The organism is Mesorhizobium caraganae (assembly GCF_016836705.1).
Classification (GTDB): domain Bacteria; phylum Pseudomonadota; class Alphaproteobacteria; order Rhizobiales; family Rhizobiaceae; genus Mesorhizobium; species Mesorhizobium caraganae.
This window is the reverse complement of sequence record NZ_JAFCGY010000005.1, coordinates 17,498-38,368: the sequence shown is the minus strand read 5'-3', so window position 1 is coordinate 38,368 and position 20,871 is coordinate 17,498. Positions and strand designations below refer to the sequence as shown.

Here is a 20,871-nt window from a genome sequence, read left to right as displayed (position 1 = left end):
GAAAGGGCCGTGCTGTTGGCGCGGCCCTTCAATTCGAAGGCGGAGAAAGCCGGGTACGGCCTATTGCTTGAACAGCGCCAGGATCGACTGCGAGTTGCCGTTGGCGATCGACAGCGACTGGATGCCGAGCTGCTGCTGGACCTGGAGGGCCTGCAGCCGCGTCGATTCCTTGTTCATGTCGGCGTCGACCAGAGCGCCGACGCCCTTGTCGATGGAGTCCGACAGGTTCGACAGGAAGCTCTTCTGGGTGTCGATGCGCGACTTGGCGGCGCCGAGATAGGCGGCACCCGTGGATAGCTTGGCCAGCGCCGTTTCAACGGCGCCGAGTGCGGTGTCGATGGCAGCCGGGAGGACCTGGGTGGTGCTCGGATCGAAGAAGGTCGTAGCCAGCAGGCCGCCGACGATGCCGCCGGTGCCGGCGACATCGAGAACCTGCGTGTCGGCAGCCTTGACGTCGATGGTGTCGATGGCGACGGTCGTGCCGGTGCGGTTGTAGGAAGCGACGATCTTCAGGTCGGAGGCTGCGGCAGCGTCGTTCTGCAGCAAGTTCGAGCCGGCATAGGAAGCGTTGGTGACCGACGACTTGATCTGGTCCTGGATGGCCTTGATTTCGGTCGCGATCTTCTGCTGATCGTCCTTCGAGGCGCTGCGCGCGGTAACCAGCTTGGCCTTGATCAGGTCGACCTGGTCCTTGATGTCGGTGATGGCGGTGTAGGCGGTATCGACCTTGCCGGCGCCCAGGCCGAGCGCGTCCTGAACAGCCGAAAGCGCCTTGTTGTCGGACTTCATCGTGGTGGCGATCGACCAGTAGGCAGCGTTGTCGCTGGCGGTGGCGACACGGTAGCCGGTCGAAATGCGCGACTGGGTCATTTCGAGCTGCTTGTTGGTGTTGTTCAAGCTCTGCAGCGCGGTCAGCGCCGAAGCGTTCGTCATGATGCTTGCCAAGATCTTTACCCCTTCTCAAAAACTGGCGTGTCACGCACACGCCGGATCAACTTCATCAGGGGGTAGGCATAAGCCCATCGACCGTCTGGTCTGCCCGCCATGGTATCGTTAACCATGACTACCGGGATATGGTTAATGGCCTGTTAAAACAAGCCAATCCGGGCGCTGGCCAAAAGCAAAATCGGCCGCCATTTAAAGAGAAAATCAACAGCCACAAAAAGAAATCGGGCCGCGCTGTTGGCGCGGCCCGATCGGATATTGTCGGTCGTAAAGTCGAGAGATCAGCCGCGGAAGAGCGACAGGATCGACTGCGAGTTGCCGTTGGCGATCGACAACGCCTGGATGCCGAGCTGCTGCTGGACCTGGAGGGCCTGCAGACGGGTCGATTCCTTGTTCATGTCGGCGTCGACCAGAGCGCCGACGCCCTTGTCGATGGAGTCCGACAGGTTCGACAGGAAGCTCTTCTGGGTGTCGATGCGTGACTTCGCGGCGCCGAGCGAGGCAGCGCCGGTGGACAGCTTGGCCAGCGCCGTTTCAACGGTGCCGAGCGCGGTGTCGATGGCGGCGGCGGTAACCGCCGTGGTGCTCGGATCGAAGAAGGTCGTGGCGAGCAGGCCGCCAACGATGCCGCCCGTGCCGGCGACATCGAGGACCTGCGTGTCGGCAGCCTTGACGTCGATGGTGTCGATGGTGACGGTCGCGCCGGTACGGTTGTAGGAAGCGACGATCTTCAGGTCGGAGGCGGCGGCAGCGTCGTTCTGCAGCAGGTTCGAGCCGGCGAAGTTGGCGTTGGTCACCGAGGACTTGATCTGCGCCTGGATGGCGTTGATTTCGGTCGCGATCTTCTGCTGGTCTTCCTTCGAGGCGCCGCGAGCGGTAACGAGCTTGGACTTGATCAGGTCGACCTGGTCCTTGATGTCGTTGATGGCGGTGTAGGCGGTGTCGACCTTGCCGGCGCCGAGGCCCAGCGAATCCTGAACCGACGAAAGCGCCTTGTTGTCGGACTTCATCGAGGTCGCGATCGACCAGTACGCGGCGTTGTCGCTGGCGGTGGCGACGCGGTAGCCCGTGGAAATACGGGCCTGGGTCATTTCGAGCTGCTTGTTGGTGCTGTTGAGGCTCTGCAGCGCGGTCAGCGCCGCGGCGTTGGTCATGATACTGGACATGGCTACTCGTACCTTGATTTTTACAGGGTGTTTTTTGCATACCGGCTTTTCCGGTATGACGGAGCGGCATCATGCCAATGATCGTGAGACCCGATCACCCGCCATCTGCGAGCAATATGCGGGCAAGTCCCTACCAAAGGGCTAAACGGGACGGTTAACCGGAAATATATTGCGTAAAGTTTTAGCCAGGCGCCACGCAGGGTCGCGGGCGGTCAGGTAAAGGATCGCACCAGGCTGCCGACCAGCAGGTTCCAGCCGTCGATGAGGACGAAGAACAGGATCTTGAAGGGCAGCGAAACGACGGTCGGCGGCAGCATCATCATGCCCATGGCCATGGTGATGGTGGCGACGATCAGGTCGATGACGAGGAACGGCAGCACGATCAGGAAACCGATCTCGAAGCCGCGGCGGATTTCGGAGATCATGAAGGCCGGCACCAGGATGCGCAGGTCGACGGTTTCCTTGGCGACCACCTGGCCGCGTTCGCGGGCGAGATCGGCGAACAGGTCGAAATCCTTGTCGCGGACATTGTGCAGCATGAAGGTGCGGAACGGGTCCGAGATCTTCTCGAACGCCTCGGTCTGGCTTATCTGGTTGTCCATCAGCGGCCTGACGCCGGTGTTCCACGCCTGGTCGAAGGTCGGCGCCATGACGTAGAAGGTCATGAACAGCGACAGCGAGATCAGGATCAGATTGGCCGGCGTCGACTGCAGGCCGATGCCGGCGCGCAGGATCGAGAAGGCGATGACGAAGCGGGTGAAGCTCGTCACCATGATCAACAGGCCCGGCGCCACCGACAGCACGGTGAGCAGGCCGAACATCTGAATGATGTAGCCGACGGTGGCGCCGTCGGCCTTGCCAATGCCGCCGAGGTCAAGCTGCTGGGCAGCGGCGACAGAAGTGGCGGCGACGACGATCGCGGCGGCGAGGATGAGTTTTCTCATTCGAGCAGCAATGTCCTGATCAGAACCTGTTTGGCATGGCCGCCGCTGCGGATCGCGGCGCGCTCCTCGAGGTCGGCTTTCAAATGCTGGTAGCCGCTGGCACCTTCGATCTGATGCATCTTCAGGGTGCGGACCATGGCCAGCAGGTCCTGGTGAATGCTCTCGGTGAGCTCCGGCGGTTGCGGCGCATCGTAGACCACCGACGCTTCCAGCCTTATCCAGATATCGGCAGGCGCGGCCAGATTGGTGGTGATCGGCGCCAGCTGCACGAGTGTCGGCCCGGTGCCCGGCTCATGCGCGGCGGCCGGGCTCGGCCGCTCGGCGTTGGACTGGTTCTCGGGTGCGGCCGGCACCGGTACCGGTCCGCCGACGCCCTTCAGATAGCCGCCGGAGACCCAACCCATGCCGATGGCAGCGCCCGTCACCGCCAAAAGCATCGCGAGCTGGATGACAAGCGATGGGCCCTTTTTGGGCTGGACCTGTTCGACATTTGCCACGGCGCTGTTCTCCGGACCTAGAAGGGGAGGACTTGGTCGAGGATCTGCTGACCGTAGGCGGGCTGCTGGACTTCGCTGACGCGGCCGCGGCCGCCATAGGAGATGCGCGCCTCGGCGATGCGTTCGTAGGAGATGGTGTTTTCGGCGCCGATGTCCGAGGGACGCACCATACCGGCAATGGTCAGCACCCTGAGCTCGTAGTTGACGCGCACTTCCTGCGAGCCGCGGATCATCAAATTGCCGTTGGGCAGGACTTCGGTGACGACGGCGGCGACATTGAGTTCGAGGTTTTCCGAACGCTTGATCTCGCCGTCGGCATTGGTTTCGGTGCTGGAGCTCAAGCCGGCGTCGCCCTTGCCGCTGGTGCTGGCATCTTCCCATCCGAGTTTGACGTCATAGCCGAGCTTGCGCGCGGCGGTGCGGCTCCTGTCGTTCTGGTTCTTGAAGTTGGCCTTGTCGTTGAGCTTGATCCTGACGGTCAGGATGTCGCCATCGCGCAGCGCGCGCGGATCGGTGAACAATCGGCTCTGGCGATCGTCCCAGAGCGAGAATTTCTTCACCGGCGCCCGCGGCTCCTCCGGATATGCATAGGGCGCATTGACGCTGCCGGTAATGCCGGAGCCGACCGGCGACATCACCGGCTCCCTGCCGATCTCCTTCGGGTCGATGGCACAGCCGGACAGTGAAGCAGCCGCGACCAGGACGAGCAACTGCAACTTCATGACGGATCTACCCTTCGGGCCGCGCTGGCCATGATGCCGGTGAGCGTGGCCGCCGCCTTCTGGTTCATTTCATTGAGAATGACGCCGGCCTTGCGCGAATCGAGTTTCATCAGGATGGCTGCGGCGAGATCGGGGGTGACCATGGCCAGGCGTTCGGCCGCGGCATCGGGTTTCATGCCGGCATAGATCTTGACGACGCCGTCCTCGGCGCGGGCCAGGAACACTTCGCGCCGCTTCAGCCATTGCTCGTATTCGGCGCGCTTTTCGTCCAGCGCCTTCATACGCTGGTCGATGCCGGCCTGCAGTTGCTTCAGCTCTTCGGCTTGCAGTACGTAACGGCGGTCACGGGCGGCGTCGGCGATGTTGGAGCAGAAGCGCTGGATTTCGCTTTCGTCGGGTGCCTTCTCGCGAACCAGCTGCTGGGCTGTTGCCGGCTGCTGACCGCCGGGCAGAACCTGCCGCACCGCTTCTTCGGCATTGGCCGGGAAAGCTGCGAGCAGCGCGGCGATGGCGCAGGCCGCCAGGGCTGCGTTGCGGCGGTGTTTTGGAGAAAGGCGATCGATCATCTTCATGCCTATTGAAGAACCAGATCGGCCTGCAAAGCACCGGCCGACTTGATGCCTTGCAGGATGGCAATGATGCCGTCCGGCTTGACGCCGAGACGGTTGAGGCCGGACACCAGCGTTTCGAGGTTGGGTCCATCGAGCACGGCGACGCGCGCATCGGGCCGGGTGGCCTCGATGGTGGTGAAGGGTTCCTCCGCGGTCACGCCCTTGGAGAAGGGTTCGGGCTGGACGACCTTCGGCTGTTCGGTGATGCGCACGGTGAGCGTGCCGTGGCTGATCGCAACGCGCGAGATCTTGACCTCGTTGCCGATGACGATGGTGCCGGTGCGCTCGTCGATGACGACCCGCGCCGGCGTGTCGGATTCGACCACCAGGTTTTCGATCTCGGCATAGAAGCGCGCCGCCGAAACATTCTTCGGCCGTCTGATCTGCACGGTGCGCGCATCGCGCTCGGCCGCCACGCGCATGCCGAAGCGCTGCGAGGTGTAGCCGTTGATGGCGTCGGCGATGCGGACGGCGGTCGAGAAATCGGGATTGCGCAGCTGCAAGGTGAGCAGCGACTGGTCCTCGAACTCGGCGCGCACGGTGCGCTCGACAATGGCGCCGTTGGGCACGCGTCCGGCCGTCGGCACGCCCTGCGTCAGCTTTTCTGCGTCGCCCTGGGCGGTGAAGCCGGAAACGATCACCGAGCCTTGCCCGACAGCGTAGATTTCGCCGTCGGCCGCCTTCAGTGGCGTCATCACCAGCGTGCCGCCGGCCAGCGAGGTGGCGTCGCCCATGGAGGAGACGTCGATATCGATGCGGGCGCCGGACTGCACATAGGGCGGCATGTTGGCGGTGACGATGACGGCGGCGACGTTCTTGGCCCGCGCGCTGCCGCCTTCGGTGGCGATGCCGAGATTTTCGAGCATGGCGCGGATCGACTGTTCGGTGAAGGGCGAATTGCGCAGGCTGTCGCCCGATCCGGCGAGGCCGATAACGAGGCCGTAGCCGACGAGCTGGTTGTCGCGCGAGGCCTGCAGCTGAGCGATGTCCTTGATGCGCGAGGCGACCTGGCCGGGCGGCAGCGAGCTTGGGCCGTTGGACACCCTGAACATGCGGCTGGTGGTGGCCGGGTCGTATTCGGGATCTACAAAGGCGCCGCCATTCTGGCCGGCAAGATCGCGCTTTTGCTTGGGCGTAAGACCGTCGGCCAGCGCCGGCTGCAGGCCGAGAATGGCCGCGAGCAGAAGGGCAGGTCCGCGCCTCATGAAGCGCTGACCCGGATGGTGCCGTCGGCCATCACCGTGCCGGAAAAGATCTTGCCGCTGTCGGTGTTGCGGACCTTGATCAGATCGCCGGCGGCGCCCGGCTGCAGCGATACTGCTGTGGCCGAAATGGTGAGGTCGCCGGCGATGAAATAGACCTGCACGGCGGCGCCCTGTTCGACCAGCCAGGCATCGCGGATGGCGGCGACCGGGATGTAGCGGCCGGGCAGCAGCGTGCGCTTGGCGACCTTGCCCTGGAGTTCCTCGGCCTGCGTGGCGACCGCATCCGGCCTGTGCTTGCCGGGCAGCAGCGTCACCTGTTTCAGCGCGCCTGTATCGATCATCTCGCCGGGGTAAATAACCCGATTGGGGATCAACACGACCTCGCCGGCCGCCTGGTTGCTGGCGACCTGCGTTGCCTGCTGGTCTGCACTCTCCTGGGCAAAAGCCGGCACGCCGCCGGCCACCAGCGCGAGGATCAGCGCGGTGCGGCAAAGCGCGGAGCGGGAGGCCGGAGAGACCATCAAACCTTACCTGATGTTCTTCGACACGACCGAGGCCATGTCGTCGGCGGCCTGGATGACCTTGGAATTCATCTCATAGGCACGCTGCGCCGAGATCAGCTCGGTGATTTCCTTGACCGGATCGACGTTGGAGGCCTCGAGATAGCCCTGCTCGACCGTGGCGAAGCCGGGATCGCCGGGTACACCGACATTGGCCGGGCCGGAAGCCGGCGTTTCCTGGAACAAATTGTCGCCGAGCGGCGCGAGGCCCGCTTCGTTGGCGAAGTTGGCGAGCTGCAGCTGGCCGAGCAGCTGGAGATCGGTCTGGCCGTCGATGCGGGCAAAGACCTGGCCGGTCTTGTTGACGACGACCTCGATGGCATCGACCGGCACGGTGATCGCCGGGATGACATTGGCGCCGTCGACGGTCACCAGCTGGCCGGTGGCGTTGGTGTTGAAGGCGCCGGCGCGGCTGTAGAGCGTGCCGCCGTCGGCGCCCTCGATCTGGAACCAGCCGCGGCCGGTCAGCGCCATATCGAAACTGTTGCCGGTCGAGGTAAGCTCGCCCTGTGTATGGACGTTGCGCACCGCCGTCGTCTTGACGCCGAGGCCGATCGAGACGCCTTCCGGCACCAGCGAGGAATTGGACCGGTTGGGCACGCCTTGCGTGCGATCGACCTGGTAGAGCAGGTCGGAAAATTCGGCGCGCGCGCGCTTGTAGCCGGTGGTGTTGATGTTGGCGATGTTGTTGGCGATGACTTCCAGATTGGTCTGCTGGGCGTTCATGCCGGTCGCTGCAATGGCGAGTGCTTTCACGGCAAGTCTCCTCAGATGCCCATACGGCTGATTTCGAGATAGGCGGAGACGACCTTGTCGCGGATGGCGATCGTGGTCTGCAGGGCCTGCTGGGCGCTCATGACGGCGTCGACGACCTGGCGGGTATCGGCGTCGCCCTTGAGCGCCTGGATCGAGACCTGCTCGGCATTCTGCAAGGTGTTGACGGTCTTTGAAGCGGCCTGGCTCAGCGCCTCGGCGAAGGTGCCGCCGATCTCGCCGCCGGCCATGGGCGCCGTGGTGCCCTGAAACAGGTCGGTCGCGGCGTCAGTGCCGCCGATCTCCGGCTTCAGTGGAAGCGATCCGATACCGCCAATGCCGCTGATCATTACTGGTTCCTCATCAGGTCGATGGTCATGGAGATCAGATCACGCGCCTGCTTGATGACCTGAAGGTTGGCTTCGTAGGAGCGGTTGGCTTCGCTCATGTCGGCCATCTCGACCAGCACGTTGACGTTGGGCATCTTGACGTAGCCCTTGTCGTCGGCGGCCTCGTTGCCGGGCTGGAATTCGACGGGAAAGTCGCTGGGGTCGCGGTCGATGGAGTTGACCTCCACCATCGTGCCGCCCGAGGCACGGTCGAGCTCGGAGACGAAGCTGATGGTCTTGCGGCGATAGGGGTCGGCGCCCGGCGTGTTGCCGGTCGACTGCGCGTTGGCAAGGTTTTCCGAGACGACGCGCAAACGGTCCGACTGGGCGCTGAGGCCGGATGCTGCGATCTTGAGGGCTGAGGTCAATGCGTCCATGGTCAGGTCTTAACCGCCATCATCATCATAGAATGGAAGGCCTTGACGATCGCCGTGTTGAGCTCGAAGGAGCGGCGGACCTCGCCGGCCTTCATCAGCTCGTTCTCGACCACCACGGTGTTCTTCGACGGCATGATGGCGCCGGTCGTCTCTTCGGGCTTGACCGTGAAGCCGGCATTGGTGGCGGCAGTGCCGAGATGCCCGGCCTGGGTGGCGGTCAGCGACACAGCGGTGCGGTCGAGCACCTTCTCGAACGGCTCGACATCGCCGGCGGTGTAGCCCGGCGTGTTGACGTTGGCGATGTTGCCGGCAATGGCGGACTGACGCACGGACAGCCATTGCGACTGCTTGGCTGCAAGATCGAAAAGATTGACGGGCTCCATGGGGATCTCCGGGCTGGTATGCACAAGACTAGGCCGCCAGTCTTGCGCGGACCTTGCGCGGACCGGCCCGTGCCGTGCCAGGAGAATGCGATTACTTGGAGAGTTCGATCACCTGGTCGGTGCTGGTGACCATGACCCATTTGCCGCTGCGCTGCTCGATCGACGAGACGATGCTGGAGTCAGGCAGCTTTGAGCCGCGCTGAACGATCCACAGGCCGGCGTCGTCCTCAATCATGGCGCGGCCATTGGCGACGTGCACCATGCGGAACTTTGGGTCGGCCGGAAAGGGCTGCTCGTCGACGCCCGGAGCCCGTGTCTTGTCCTCGGGATCCTGCAGCGTGCCGGTGGCGAACAGGTCGACATCGGGTACATCGTTTGCGGTCAGCGGCTGGCCGGAATTTTCCATCTGCGAGCCGCCGCTGACACGGCCGGCATTGGTGCCGCTGCCGCCGAACTTGATCGCCTGCACGCCGAACTGGTCCTGATTGAAGAAGATATACCAGGGAAACAGCGCGCAGATCAGGCCGAGCGTGATGCCGAGCGCGGCAAAGACGATATCACTGCGTCGGTCATCCTTCTTGTTCACCTTGGGAAACTGCGCCCTTGGCGGCTGCGGCCAGTCGACGTCGGGAAAGAGCCCGTCGAGAAGCGAGTCACGGCTAGCCGCGATCGCCTCGTTGAGTTCGGCATGCGGAGCCTTGGGCAGTGGGGGCTTGGCGAAAGCGGGCGGAGCAGGTCTGGCCACCTCGGGGAAGGCAGGCTTGCTGACATCGCGCAGTGCAGGTTCGACTGTTCTGATCGATACGGGTTTGGGCTCGCCGGTTGGAGCAGGCTTGGCCATTTTGCGCGAGGCGGACTTGGCCGCTTTGCGCGACGCCGCCTTGGACGCGCTGCTCGATATAAGCTTCGCGCTGCCCCATGCAAGCCTGGACACACCGCGCAAGGCAGCCTTCGGTGCACCGACCAAGGCAAGCCTGAGCGCGCTGGGTGTAGATGGCTCGCCCATGCCGGGCAGGGCAAGGTTGGCTACGCTCGGCGAGGTAACCTCGGGCGAGCCGCGCAAGGCAGGTTCGGGCACGCTGCGCAACGCAGGCTGGACCAGTCTCGGCAAGGGTGGCTTGGCCGCCCTGGCCAATGCGGCCTCGGTTTTGGCTGCCTTGGCGCGATCGGCTTTCGCCTTGGCAGCCCTTGCTTCGTCAGCCCTGGCTTCCTCGGCGGCGGTGGCCTCGGCCAGCATCTCGCGCAAAAGCCGCTCGGTGTATTGACGCTCAGTCTCCGGCATCGACACTTTGCTTGCCTTTCAGATGACGGGCGAGGTCGGAGAATGCATCGCTGGAGGCGCGATCCTTCGGCGACTGCGTCAGCGCTTCATAGATCAGCGGCACCTGGCGCACCGCAATGTCTAGCTCGGCATCGGCGCCGCCCTGGTAGGCGCCTAGCAGGCGAATATCGCGCGTGTCCTCGAAGCGCGAGATCATCGACTTAAGCCTGGTCACCAGCATGCGCTGTTCGGGGCTCCATGCCTTGTCGGCAAGGCGCGAGATCGACGACAGCGGATTGACCGGCGGATAGCGGCCCTGTTCGGCTATCGCGCGGTCGAGCACGACATGGCCGTCGAGAATGCCGCGCACCGAATCGGCGACCGGGTCGTTATGGTCGTCACCGTCAACCAGCACCGAGATGATGGCCGTGATGGATCCTTGTCCCTTAACCCCTGGGCCTTCAGCGCCGGGTCCAGCGCGCTCGAGCAGCTTCGGCAGGTCGGTGAAGACGGAAGCGGGATAGCCGCGCGCCACCGGCGGCTCGCCAGTGCCGGTCGCAACTTCGCGCAGCGCATGGGCAAAGCGGGTGATCGAATCCAGTACCAGGAGCACGCGGTGTCCCTGGTCGCGAAAATGTTCGGCGACGCGCATGGCGGTGTCGGGCGCGCGCCGCCGCATCATGGCGCTCTCGTCGCTGGTGGCGACGACGGCGACCGTCTTGGCCATGCTTTGCGCCCCGATCGTGTCTTCGAGGAATTCGCGCACCTCGCGGCCGCGTTCGCCGATCAGCGCCACCACCACCGTATCGAAAGCATCGGCGCCGGCCAGCATGGCGAGCAGCGTCGACTTGCCGACGCCGGAACCAGCAAAGACACCGAGGCGCTGGCCGAAGCAGAGCGGCGTGAAGATGTCGATGACCTTGACCCCGGTGGTGAAGGCGGTGCCGACACGCTGCCGCGCCATGGCGCCGGGCGTGGTGCCGTCGCCGCTTGCCGCCTCGCCGTTCCTGATCAGCGGCGGACCGCCATCAATGGCGCGGGTCAGCGCGTCGATGGCGCGTCCGCGCCAGGAAGCGTGTGGCGTCACCACCAGCGGACCGCGGCGAAACACGGCGTCGCCGATTCCGGCATCGGCGCTGCGTTCGAAAGGCGCGACGACCACCTCGTCGCGGCCGATCCTGACGATCTCGCCGCGGCGCGTGCCAGCGTTGCCGCGCTGCTCGACGAGGTCGCCCAGCCTGGCGACTTCGGACAGGCCGCGCACCTTGTAGTGCGTCGGCGAAACCTCGGCGACGCGGCCGCCGCGCCGCAGCAGTGTCTCGGTGTCATCGAACCGGCGCCAGATACGCTCCAGCGCAGCCAGTCGGTTTTCAGGCGCTGCCTCGGGCTGCCGTTCAAGCGCACGTATCGATGATTGTGAGCCCGACATGCGCTACGACTTGGAGCCGAGCGTCTTGATGGCGTCGTCGGTCGAGGCATCGGTCTGGCGCATCAATGCTGCCGTGTTCTCGAAGGCGCGCTGGACCATGATCAGGCGCGTCATCTCCAGTACCGGATTGACGTTGGATTCCTCGACAAAGCCTTGCGCGACACCGAGATCGGAGCGGTCGGTGACCGGCTCCGGTGCGCGCGAGGGAACGATACCCGAATTGCCGTAGCGCACGAAATTCGGGCCGGGATCGAAATTGAACAGGCCAATGGCGCCGACGAGCTTGTCGCCCTGGCGCAGCGAGCCGTCGGCGCCCGCCTTGGGTGGGCCGTCGCGCGGATCGAGCTGGATCGGCGCGCCGCCGGCGTCGAGCACCGGATGGCCTTCAAGCGACATCAGCTCGCCGTTCTCGTTCATCGAAAAACGCCCGTCGCGCGTCATCACGGTGCCGGCCGGCGTATCGATGCCGAACCAGGCGTCGCCCTGGACGGCGAAGTCGAACGGATTGCCGGTCTGCGTCATCGCGCCATGCGCGCCGGACAAATAGGTCTTGCCGGAGGAGGCGAAGGACACCGATTTGGGGCCGCTGCCGGAGACGACATCCTCGAACTTCACGCCGGTGGCGCGAAAGCCGATGGTCGAGGCGTTGGCGACATTGTCGGCGACGGTGTCGAGACGGCGCTCGAGCGCGATCTGCGAGGAAAGGGCGACGTAAAGACTGTCCTGCATGGTGCTCTCAGAATTTCAGTTTCTGCATGGCCATCATCAGATCGGTCGAGATGCCGACGGTGGTCGGTTGGGCAAACAGCACTCCGATCGATGTCTGGGCGGTCGAAGTCGGATGGTTGATTTCCCACAGGCTGGTGAAGCGGGTCAGGAATTTGTCGAGCTTGGCCGGGTCGGTGAAGTCGGTGAGGTCGAGTTTTGCCTCGAAGGCCTGCGCCTGCTTGTCGATATCGGCGGTGGCGAAGGAATCGGGCAGGCCGATCGCGGTGCGTACCACGCTGGCCAGTGCGGTGTCGGCCAGCACGTCGTACCAGTTGGTGATCGTAGGCGCCTTGCGCTCGAAATAGAGCGCCAGCCGCACGCCCTCATTGGTCTTGCCGGCATCTTCTTCCAGCGTCTGGCGCATGTATTTATCGACGACCGGCTGCTGCGATGGGCTGCGGGTCGTTGCGGCTTCCCCGTAAGCCTCGAAATTGAGCGAGGTGGCGAGCCTGGCATAGGCCTTGTTGGAAAGCTTGTTGGCGATGCTGGCGGGATCGCGCACGCCGCCCTCCAGGACGTCGCGGATGAGATCCTTGTTGGTGGTTGCCGGATCGAGCCCGCTGGCCGACAGCGCATAATTGTAGAGGCGGCTGTCGGCCATCAGATCGTCGACCGATTTCACCTTGGTGATGTTGGCGAGGTAGTAGTTGGTCTCGGCCTGGACGGCGTCCGCATTCGGCTTGATGAGGCCAAGACTGGACTCGGTCGTGTAGAGCTTCGGCGTGGTCTTCAGCACCGCGTCGCGCGTGGTCGTCTGATCGCCATACTGGGCAAAATCAAAGGCGCTGACGAAGTTGGCGTAGCTCTTGTCGGTCAACAGGTTGGCGGGACTCAACGGATCGGTGACGCCGCCGTTGACCATCGTGCGGATCTGCCTGGCCGTCTGGGTCGAAGCGTCCAGCCCATAGGCAGCCATGGCGAAGGTCAGCAGGCGCTTGTCCCTCAAGAGGTCCTCGATCGACTTCACCTTGGAGATGTTGGCCGCGTAGTAGTCGGCCTCGCCCTTGATGTATTGCGCGGTTGGCTTGACCAGCACCAGCCCGGTTCCGGCCATGACGGCTTTGGGAACCGCCTGCTGGGCGGCGTCGCGTGCTGTCGCCTGGTCGCCATACTGGGCGAAGTCGAAGGCGGCGACGAAAGCTGCGTAGCCCTTGTTGGTCGACGTGTTCGCGGGGCTGTTCGGGTCGGTGACGCCGCCTTCCAGCATCGCCCGGACGGTCGCAGGCGCCTCCGCGTCGGCATCGAGGCCGAATGCAGCCATTGCATAGGTAAGCAGGCGATCGTCGCTCATCAAATCGTCGATCGATTTAACGTTGGAGATGTTGGAGAGATAGTACGAGGTCTCGCCCTTGTAGTAGCTGAAGCCGTTCTGAGCGACGCCGGCCGAGACCTGAACGCTATAATTGTTGGTCACACCCTGCTGCGCCGGATTGTAGCTCGTGGCATTCTCGCCCAGCGCCGCGAAATTGAAGGCCGAGACGAACTCGGCGTAGCGCTTGTCGGTCAGTTTGTTGGCGAAGCTATCGGGATCGGAGACACCTTCCTTCAGGGCTTTGACCATGAAGGCCTTGGCGTAGGCCATGTCGCCAAGGCCAAAGGCCTTCATGGCATAGGTGAACAGACGGGTGTTCTTGACGAAATCGTCGATCGATTTCACGCTGCCGATGTTGGCGAGATAGTAGTCGGTGTCGCGCTTGGTGATCGGGTCCGCCTCGATGCGGTCGATCGCCTTGGGAATATCCCTGGCGATGAGCTGGTAGCTGGTAAAAGTGCTCAACACGACATGCCTCCGGTCGCAGCTTCAGACTCAGAGTATGCGGACTTGCTTGCGCGAGGCTGAATCGCCTCGCCATGCGTGATTCAAGCCTCACACAAGGCACGGGGGCTATCGGTCAGGTCTGACGTGATGCGGAAGGATCTGGCGTGGGCATTCTGATCGGACTTGTGGTGACGCTCGGCTGTGTTCTCGGCGGCTTCATGGCCATGGGCGGCCATCTGCATGTGCTGATGCAGCCCTGGGAAGCGGTGGTCATCTGCGGCGCCGCGCTCGGCACCTTCCTCGTCGCCAACCCGATGAAGACGGTCAAGGACACCGGCAAGGGCATTCTCGAAGCCTTCAAGCAGGCGGTGCCGAAGGAGCGCGACTATCTGGAGACGCTGGGCGTCCTGCACAGCCTAATGCGCGAACTGCGCTCGAAATCCCGCAGTGAGGTCGAGGCGCATATCGACAATCCGGAGGAGTCAGCGATCTTCCAGGCGTTCCCGACCGTGCTCAAGAATCACGACCTGACGCATTTCATCTGCGACTATTGCCGCATCATCATCATCGGGAATGCGCGCTCGCATGAGATCGAGGCGCTGATGGACGAGGAAATCCAGACCATCAAGTCCGACAAGATGAAGGCCTATCATGCGCTGGTGGCGGTGGGCGACGGTCTGCCGGCGCTCGGCATCGTCGCCGCCGTGCTCGGCGTCGTCAAGGCGATGGGCGCGCTCGACCAGTCGCCGGAAATCCTTGGCGGCCTGATCGGCGCCGCCCTTGTCGGAACCTTTCTCGGCATCTTCCTGTCCTACGCCGTGGTCGGGCCGGTCGCTACCAAAATCAAGACCGTGCGCGAGAAGAAGAACCGCCTCTACATCATCGTCAAGCAGACGCTGCTCGCCTACATGAACGGTGCCTTGCCGCAGGTGGCGATCGAGTTCGGCCGCAAGACCATCTCGTCCTATGAGCGGCCGACGATCGACGCCGTCGAGCAGAGCACGATGAACACAGCCTCCGCCGAGAAGAAAGCGGCCTGAGCCATGCATGACGACAGACAGGACCGCGCGCCGTCATGACAAGTCCTGGCAGCCCCTCGCAAGCCCGCTCGCTGATCATCGAGCGCCTGGTCGGTGACAGCGGTGAGGCCGCTCATGTCATCGGCACTGGGCGCTCGATGGGTGAGCGCGCGGTGCCGCTGTTGCAGAAGAGCCTGGCCGGCGAGCTCGGCGCTCCGGTGACCGTCGACCTGCGCGCGGTCGAGATCAGCCGTGTTCCCGATGCCCGCGCGCATGCCGGCGATGCCTTCGCCATGACCATCATAGCATCGCCGACATCCTCGGACGCGATGACCCTGGTGGCCGATGCGCCGGCCATCGCGGTGATGGTCTGCGCGCTGTTTGGCGGTGATCCAGATCAGCCGGTTTCGCCGATCGAGCGCGCTCTGTCGCAGATCGAAACCGATGTGGCGACTACGGTGTTCCAGGAGGTTGCGCAGGCGCTGAACGGTTCCGGGCGGCGTTCGCTCGAATTGCGACTGCCGGTGCCGCGGGCGCTTTCGGGCAGCGAAGCCAAACGCCGTGTGCTGCGCGATGGCGCTGCGGTGCGCATCGTCTTCGGCATCTCGACGCCAACCGACAGCGGCACGGTCACAGTGATGATCCCGCAGCGCATCCTGCTGGCGACCCGCGGCATCGCCGATGTCCATGACAGCGAAGGCACCACCTCCGACTGGCGGGCACGCTTTTCGGAAGAGGTGATGCGCTCGACGGTGACACTCGAAGCGACCATGCCGCTGGCACGCCTGACGCTTGGCGACCTCGCCGGCTTCGAGCCGGGCCAGGTCATCGAATTCGAGGAAACGGCGCAGTCGCACGCAAAGCTGAGCGCGCGCGACAAGACGCTGTTTGTCTGCGAGTTCGGCAAACTCGGGCAGAATTACACCGTCCGGATCAGGCATCCTTACGATGCCGGTCAGGATTTTATCGATGGGCTCATGCCGGGCTGACGCCGGGCAAACCCAAGCATTTGGAGACGACGTATGGCCAAGACCAAGGTGGAAGCCAATATCGACCAGCCGGACGAACAGCTCGACCGCGCCATCGAGGAATTGCGCGGCGTCCTCCAGGAGGAGGAAAAGCGCCCCGACGCCGCCTTGCGGGCCGCGATGTCCGGCAGCAATTCGAACATCATCATGAGCATTCCGGTCGATGTGCAGATCATCCTCGGCAGCACGGAAATGCCGGTGTCGGACCTGATGGCGCTGCAGAAGGGCTCGACGGTGGCGCTGAACCGGCGCATCGGCGAACCCGTCGATGTGGTGGTCAACGGCCGCAAGATCGCGCGTGGCGAGATCACCGTGCTAGAAAGCGATCCGTCGCGCTTCGGCATCAGGCTGACCGAAATCATCGCTGCCAGCAAGAGCGCATAGAGTGTTTGTTTTTACGCAATTCCGGACGGAAAACCGCACACACTTTTCCTGGAATTGCTTCAAAGGGATAGACGATATGCGGTCTCAGCAGCGATCGGAGCATATGCCATGACGACGCCGGTGACGCTCACGCGCCCGCAGAAGGCCGCCGCCATCCTGGTGGCGATGGGCAAGCCGTCGGCCAGCCGGCTTTTGAAGTTCTTCAAGCAGGAAGAGCTGAAGGCGCTGATCGAAGGGGCGCGTCTGTTGCGCACCATCCCGCAGAGCGATCTCGAACGCATCGTCGCCGAATTCGAGGCCGAATTCACCGAGGGCGCCGGCCTGCTCGATTCCGCCGACCGGATGGACACCATCCTCAATGAATCGCTGTCGCCCGAAGAGATGAGCGCCATCATGGGCGACAAGCGCTTCGAGGTCGCGCCGGAAGGACCGCCGCCGATCTGGCCGGAGCTGGAAAAGCTCGAACCGACGCGGCTCGGCACATTCCTTGCCGCCGAACATCCGCAGACCGCGGCGATGGTGCTGTCGAAGCTTGCGCCGCAGGCTGCCGCCAACATCCTGCTGACCATGGAAAAGCCGATGCGCAGCGAGATCATCAAGCGCATGGTGACGATGGCGACTATTCCCGACGCGGCCACCAGGATCATCGAGAACCAACTGCGCGCCAGCGTGCTGGCGCAGACCGCGACCAAGGACATCTCGGCGGGACAGGCGCGCGTTGCCAGTGTGCTCAACGAAATGGACAAGCCGCAGCTGGAAGAGGTCATGCAGGATCTGGAAGAGGCCGGCACGCCGGACCTCGGCGGCGTCCGCTCCAGGCTGTTTGCCTTCGACGATCTGCCGCTGCTGACGCAGAAGGCGAGAGTGCTTCTGTTCGACGGGCTATCGACCGAACTGATCACGCTGGCGCTGCGCGGCGCGCCGCCCGCATTGACGGAGTCGGTGCTGTCGGCAATCGGCGCCCGGTCGCGGCGCATGATCGAGTCGGAACTCGGACAGGGCTCGGAAGGCATCCAGCTTGCCGACATCATGGCGGCGCGCAAGAACATTGCAGTGGCGACAATCCGGCTTTCGCGCGAGGGGGCTTTCGAACTGCCCTCGTCGCAGCAGAGCGAAGCGGCTTAACGCTCTGTCTCTTTTTTCACGCAATTCCCCAGGGAAAGCGCGCTACGCTTTTCCCGGGAAAACCGCTCACACTTTTCCTGGAATTGCTCAAGGCGGCTGACACCAAATGGCTGAAGCGGCGGAAAAAGACTCCAAAACCGAAGACGCGACGGAAAAGAAGATCCGCGACACCATCGAACAGGGCAAGCTGCCCCATTCGCGGGAAGCCGCACTTCTGGCGTCCTTCGTCGCCATATTGGTGTTCACCGTCTTCTACGCCAAGGACGCCGTCGTTGATCTCGGCATGTTCCTGTCCATGTTCCTGGAGAAACCAGAGGCGTGGCCGATGGACACCGAGACCGACGTCATTGCGCTCTACAAGACCGTGATGATGGAGATCGGCCGTGCCGTTGTCAGCCTGCTGGTGCTGCTGGTGGTGGCCGGCATCGGCGCCTCGGTGCTGCAGAACATGCCGCAATTCGTCGGCGAGCGGATCCGGCCGCAGCTATCACGCATCTCGATAGCCAAGGGCTGGACCAGGACGTTCGGTATTCAGGGCTGGGTCGAATTTTTGAAATCCCTGGGCAAGCTCGGCTTCGCCAGTATCGTGCTCTACTTCACGCTATCGCAGGACTACCGCCAGCTCCTGGCCGGCATGATCACCAATCCGGTCGCTTTCGGCCTCGTCATCAAAAGCATCACCGTCGACATATTGGTGGCGATCGTCTTCGTCATGGGGCTGATCGCGGCTGTCGACGTGGTCTGGTCGCGCTTCCACTGGAAGCAGGATCTGCGCATGACCAAGCAGGAGGTCAAGGACGAGTTCAAGCAGTCCGAGGGCGACCCGATCATCAAGTCGCGGCTGCGCTCGCTGGCGCGCGACCGGGCGCGCAAGCGGATGATGACGGCGGTGCCGCGCGCGACGCTGATCATCGCCAATCCGACGCACTTTTCCATCGCGCTTAGATATGTCCGCGACGAGGATTCGGCGCCGGTGGTGCTGGCCAAGGGCCAGGACTTGGTGGCGCTCAAGATTCGCGAGATCGCCAAGGAGCACAACATCCCGATCTTCGAGGACGTGGCGCTCGCCCGCTCCATGTACAAGCAAGTTTCGGTTGATAGCGTGATCCCGTCGCAATTCTACCAGGCCGTCGCCGAACTGGTGCGGATCGTCTACTCGAAAAAGGCTGAGCGGAGACAAATTTCATGAACCGCCAACCGCACGCGAAATCCCGCGAACTCATCGTCGCCAAGGCTATCGAGCAGGTGGTAGACGAGTTGCGCCTGATCGATGTCGCCGACTACATCGCCTTCATCCGGCTCGAGCATTTCGCTTGCCTGTCGGATCTCGTGGATTCGGCGGTGGAGCTTTATTTCCTGCCCGGTACGCTACGGCTGGGCCATGGCGGTGAGGCGCATGTCGACTGGAGCGGCAGCCCGCGCATCGTGCTCGATCTCGAGCTCAGGCCGCCGGGTGTGACCGTCTATTTCCAGCTGACGCTGAGCGAAGAGAGGTCTTCGGTCGCCGTCAACTATGTGTCGTTCGAGAAGCCCGGCGAAGACCCCGAGCACAACACCGCCTTGCTGGAAACGGTGATCGAAGAGGCGCGCATCCGGAGAACCGAGCCTCTCGCTTATCGCTGATCTTTTGTCTTACCCCAACTGCCAGACGCGGCGTTGATCACTCGATCAGGCCCAGCCGCAGCGCCTTGGCTACCGCCTGGTTGCGGTTGACCGCATTGAGCTTCTGGGTGGACTGAGTGAGATACTGGTTGGCGGTGTGGACCGACAGCTTCAGCAGCCTGGCGATCTCCTCGCTGGTGTTGCCGTTGGCAGTCAGCTTCAGGCACTCCAGTTCACGCTTGGAGATCGAGCGCATCCGGCTGGCATCGCTCGGACGAATGCGGGCGACGGCGGCGAACAGCGAGAAACAGCGGGCGTGGATTTCGTAGAGCATGTCCTCCAGCAGAGCGATCGTCGAGCCGAGGAACACCACCAGCCCGCAATGGCCGCGATCGGCATGGACTGGAAAGGCAATGCCGTTGGTGCCCGGCGCCAGGGGGGCTGCGCGCTCTGCCCAGGCGAGGTTCTGGAAGACAGTGTCCGAGCCGGCGATGCCGTCATCGGCCCACCAGCGCGGCGCCGTGGAGGTGCCGCTGTGGCGCACCATCTCTTCGCCATTGGCGCCGGCGATGAACTTGGTCGCGACAGCGGTAGCGGGATAGTCGGAATCGAAGCTCGGCACCAGACGCGCCCGCTCCGGCGAAGGGCTGACGAAGTAGAGGCCGAAGGCCGACGCGTTGATGTCGACGGCGATCCAGCGGCAGCGGCGCACCGCGTCGGGGATGGTGACGGCATGATGCGTTTCGGAACCGATGCCGAATGGATTGCGCTGCTCGTTGAAAAGGGCTTCGGCCGCCGCCTTGATGTCAGCGTGTTTCAAATGATGCCGCTCCTGATCGCCGTGGCGATGGCCATCGCGCGGTTCGAGGCCGCGAATTTCTGGATGGCGTGGGTGATGTAGCTGTTGACGGTGTTGGACGAGACGCCAAGGATGACCGCGACCTCGTCGGTGGTCTTGCCTTCCGACACCCAGAACAGGCATTCGCGCTCGCGGTCGGACAGCGGGTCCTGCATGGCGGCGGCGGCGACCAATTGCGGAATGGTGGACAGCGCATAGCAGCACTTCAGCTGCGCCTTCATCAGCGCCGGCTGGTCGATCTTGCCGGCCTCGGCCGCCGAGAACAAGGCAAACAGCCGCTGGCGGCCGACATTGAGCCGCAGCGAATAGACTTCCGCATGGCCAAGCACGTCTAGCAGGCGTGCTTCCTCGCCGGTGAGCAGCCCGCCGGCGTCGGGCGCTTCGGCGGCCACCAACGGCTTCGGGCGGATGCCCGGTGCTACGGTCAGCGGCCCCTGGGCGAGGCCGGCGATCAGCCGTTTGCCGATCAGTTCGATGGCGTCGAAGATCCAGTTGGAAGACACGATGCGGGCGTCGTTGCGGTCCTGGTCGTGGACGATGGCGACGAGCATGTAGCTGTCGGCGCCGATCTCGGCGGCAAGCTGCATGAAAAAGGAGGTGAGATCGCCGCGGGACGCGAGGCGCGAACCTAATGTGTCGGATTGCAGAAGCGCGGCGGAACTGCTCATTGGATGCTTTGGTTGTAGGTCATGGCCGGAATCTTTTCTTGAGCCCGGATGCTGGGGTCACCAGCGGCCGAACTTGAACACGCATCACGTTTACGAAGCACGCACACGGCGCGGGGTCGCGCAGATCACCGAATCCATTCAGGGAACGCGAAGCCGTCCGCGTCTGGTGCCGGCCGATGCCGGAACTTGAGACTTTGGGTGGTCGCCGCGCCCCCCAAGGACCGGCTGATTCGGGTCTAATCTACCCGCAGATGAATCCGACATCAAACGCGATTTGACAAAAACGTTTTTTTGGACTCAGGCGACTCGGAGGCGGACTGCGAGGTCTTTTGCTGCCTCGAGCGACCTGAAACGCCGACACGAAAAAGCCAGAGGTGTTGCGACACTGCCGTATCGAGGGCCGATCGATTCCGATAG

General features: G+C 63.6%; 24 protein-coding genes. 6 read left to right on the top strand and 18 right to left on the bottom strand.

All coding sequences use genetic code 11. From position 1 onward, the window contains the following. Positions 1 to 60: 60 nt before the first annotated feature. The 16 genes from JQK88_RS13450 to JQK88_RS13370 form a co-directional block, all read right to left on the bottom strand. Entirely contained in the window at positions 61 to 945 is an 885-nt protein-coding gene (locus tag JQK88_RS13450) for a flagellin N-terminal helical domain-containing protein (RefSeq protein ID WP_192254436.1), read from the bottom strand. A gap of 281 nt (positions 946 to 1,226) precedes the next feature. Then, complete coding sequence (locus tag JQK88_RS13445) at positions 1,227 to 2,111, bottom strand: flagellin N-terminal helical domain-containing protein (protein WP_192254434.1); 885 nt, start codon at positions 2,109 to 2,111, stop codon at positions 1,227 to 1,229. A gap of 212 nt (positions 2,112 to 2,323) precedes the next feature. Continuing rightward, positions 2,324 to 3,055 (bottom strand): flagellar type III secretion system pore protein FliP, encoded by a 732-nt coding sequence (gene fliP, locus JQK88_RS13440; RefSeq protein ID WP_203278539.1) that lies wholly within the window; start codon positions 3,053 to 3,055, stop codon positions 2,324 to 2,326. Beyond that, positions 3,052 to 3,552, bottom strand: coding sequence for a flagellar basal body-associated FliL family protein (locus tag JQK88_RS13435; RefSeq protein WP_203278538.1), 501 nt, complete (start codon positions 3,550 to 3,552; stop codon positions 3,052 to 3,054). Before JQK88_RS13435 ends, fliP begins: the two co-directional genes overlap by 4 nt. 17 nt (positions 3,553 to 3,569) lie before the next feature. Next, a complete protein-coding gene (flgH, locus tag JQK88_RS13430; protein ID WP_203278537.1) occupies positions 3,570 to 4,274 on the bottom strand; it encodes a flagellar basal body L-ring protein FlgH in 705 nt (234 codons plus the stop codon). Continuing rightward, positions 4,271 to 4,846 carry a MotE family protein gene (locus tag JQK88_RS13425; RefSeq protein ID WP_203278536.1) on the bottom strand — a complete coding sequence of 192 codons (576 nt, stop codon included), beginning with the start codon at positions 4,844 to 4,846 and terminating at the stop codon, positions 4,271 to 4,273. Before JQK88_RS13425 ends, flgH begins: the two co-directional genes overlap by 4 nt. 2 nt (positions 4,847 to 4,848) lie before the next feature. Then, the gene (locus JQK88_RS13420; protein ID WP_192254426.1) at positions 4,849 to 6,090 is read right to left on the bottom strand and encodes a flagellar basal body P-ring protein FlgI; all 1,242 of its coding nucleotides are present in this window, start codon (positions 6,088 to 6,090) and stop codon (positions 4,849 to 4,851) included. Then, positions 6,087 to 6,611 (bottom strand): flagellar basal body P-ring formation chaperone FlgA, encoded by a 525-nt coding sequence (gene flgA, locus JQK88_RS13415; protein ID WP_192254424.1) that lies wholly within the window; start codon positions 6,609 to 6,611, stop codon positions 6,087 to 6,089. The genes JQK88_RS13420 and flgA overlap by 4 nt, the downstream gene beginning before the upstream one ends. A gap of 6 nt (positions 6,612 to 6,617) precedes the next feature. Next, positions 6,618 to 7,406, bottom strand: a complete 789-nt coding sequence (flgG, locus tag JQK88_RS13410; protein ID WP_112559336.1) for a flagellar basal-body rod protein FlgG — start codon at positions 7,404 to 7,406, stop codon at positions 6,618 to 6,620. An 11-nt stretch (positions 7,407 to 7,417) separates the two neighbouring features. After that, complete coding sequence (fliE, locus tag JQK88_RS13405) at positions 7,418 to 7,753, bottom strand: flagellar hook-basal body complex protein FliE (protein ID WP_203278535.1); 336 nt, start codon at positions 7,751 to 7,753, stop codon at positions 7,418 to 7,420. Further along, on the bottom strand, positions 7,753 to 8,169 hold the full coding sequence (gene flgC, locus JQK88_RS13400; protein WP_112396534.1) for a flagellar basal body rod protein FlgC: 417 nt from the start codon (positions 8,167 to 8,169) through the stop codon (positions 7,753 to 7,755). The genes fliE and flgC overlap by 1 nt, the downstream gene beginning before the upstream one ends. Before the next feature lie 2 nt (positions 8,170 to 8,171). Further along, the gene (gene flgB, locus JQK88_RS13395) at positions 8,172 to 8,552 is read right to left on the bottom strand and encodes a flagellar basal body rod protein FlgB (RefSeq protein ID WP_112559338.1); all 381 of its coding nucleotides are present in this window, start codon (positions 8,550 to 8,552) and stop codon (positions 8,172 to 8,174) included. 91 nt (positions 8,553 to 8,643) lie between these two features. Beyond that, positions 8,644 to 9,834 carry a hypothetical protein gene (locus tag JQK88_RS13390; RefSeq protein WP_246749823.1) on the bottom strand — a complete coding sequence of 397 codons (1,191 nt, stop codon included), beginning with the start codon at positions 9,832 to 9,834 and terminating at the stop codon, positions 8,644 to 8,646. Continuing rightward, the gene (gene fliI / locus JQK88_RS13380; protein ID WP_203278534.1) at positions 9,821 to 11,242 is read right to left on the bottom strand and encodes a flagellar protein export ATPase FliI; all 1,422 of its coding nucleotides are present in this window, start codon (positions 11,240 to 11,242) and stop codon (positions 9,821 to 9,823) included. Before fliI ends, JQK88_RS13390 begins: the two co-directional genes overlap by 14 nt. Positions 11,243 to 11,245: 3 nt before the next feature. Continuing rightward, positions 11,246 to 11,971: a flagellar basal-body rod protein FlgF gene (gene flgF / locus JQK88_RS13375; RefSeq protein WP_203278533.1), complete on the bottom strand. Its 726-nt coding sequence runs from the start codon at positions 11,969 to 11,971 to the stop codon at positions 11,246 to 11,248. A 7-nt stretch (positions 11,972 to 11,978) separates the two neighbouring features. Then, positions 11,979 to 13,790, bottom strand: a complete 1,812-nt coding sequence (locus tag JQK88_RS13370; RefSeq protein WP_203278532.1) for a DUF1217 domain-containing protein — start codon at positions 13,788 to 13,790, stop codon at positions 11,979 to 11,981. 143 nt (positions 13,791 to 13,933) lie between these two features. Between JQK88_RS13370 and motA the strand changes: the two genes are divergently transcribed. From motA to JQK88_RS13340, 6 genes are all read left to right on the top strand, one after another. After that, positions 13,934 to 14,809, top strand: a complete 876-nt coding sequence (gene motA, locus JQK88_RS13365; RefSeq protein WP_112559342.1) for a flagellar motor stator protein MotA — start codon at positions 13,934 to 13,936, stop codon at positions 14,807 to 14,809. 35 nt (positions 14,810 to 14,844) lie between these two features. Next, positions 14,845 to 15,777: a FliM/FliN family flagellar motor switch protein gene (locus JQK88_RS13360; protein ID WP_192254412.1), complete on the top strand. Its 933-nt coding sequence runs from the start codon at positions 14,845 to 14,847 to the stop codon at positions 15,775 to 15,777. A gap of 33 nt (positions 15,778 to 15,810) precedes the next feature. Then, the gene (fliN, locus tag JQK88_RS13355) at positions 15,811 to 16,200 is read left to right on the top strand and encodes a flagellar motor switch protein FliN (protein WP_192254410.1); all 390 of its coding nucleotides are present in this window, start codon (positions 15,811 to 15,813) and stop codon (positions 16,198 to 16,200) included. A gap of 108 nt (positions 16,201 to 16,308) precedes the next feature. After that, positions 16,309 to 17,325 carry a flagellar motor switch protein FliG gene (locus tag JQK88_RS13350; RefSeq protein WP_192254408.1) on the top strand — a complete coding sequence of 339 codons (1,017 nt, stop codon included), beginning with the start codon at positions 16,309 to 16,311 and terminating at the stop codon, positions 17,323 to 17,325. A 106-nt stretch (positions 17,326 to 17,431) separates the two neighbouring features. Then, entirely contained in the window at positions 17,432 to 18,514 is a 1,083-nt protein-coding gene (flhB, locus tag JQK88_RS13345) for a flagellar biosynthesis protein FlhB (RefSeq protein ID WP_192254406.1), read from the top strand. Next, positions 18,511 to 18,948 carry a BspJ family T4SS effector nucleomodulin gene (locus tag JQK88_RS13340; RefSeq protein ID WP_112559347.1) on the top strand — a complete coding sequence of 146 codons (438 nt, stop codon included), beginning with the start codon at positions 18,511 to 18,513 and terminating at the stop codon, positions 18,946 to 18,948. Before flhB ends, JQK88_RS13340 begins: the two co-directional genes overlap by 4 nt. A 37-nt stretch (positions 18,949 to 18,985) precedes the next feature. On the opposite strand, the gene JQK88_RS13335 is transcribed toward JQK88_RS13340, so the two are convergent. Continuing rightward, positions 18,986 to 19,747: a helix-turn-helix transcriptional regulator gene (locus tag JQK88_RS13335; protein WP_203278531.1), complete on the bottom strand. Its 762-nt coding sequence runs from the start codon at positions 19,745 to 19,747 to the stop codon at positions 18,986 to 18,988. Beyond that, entirely contained in the window at positions 19,744 to 20,454 is a 711-nt protein-coding gene (locus JQK88_RS13330; protein WP_203278530.1) for a helix-turn-helix transcriptional regulator, read from the bottom strand. The genes JQK88_RS13335 and JQK88_RS13330 overlap by 4 nt, the downstream gene beginning before the upstream one ends. Positions 20,455 to 20,871: the final 417 nt, after the last annotated feature.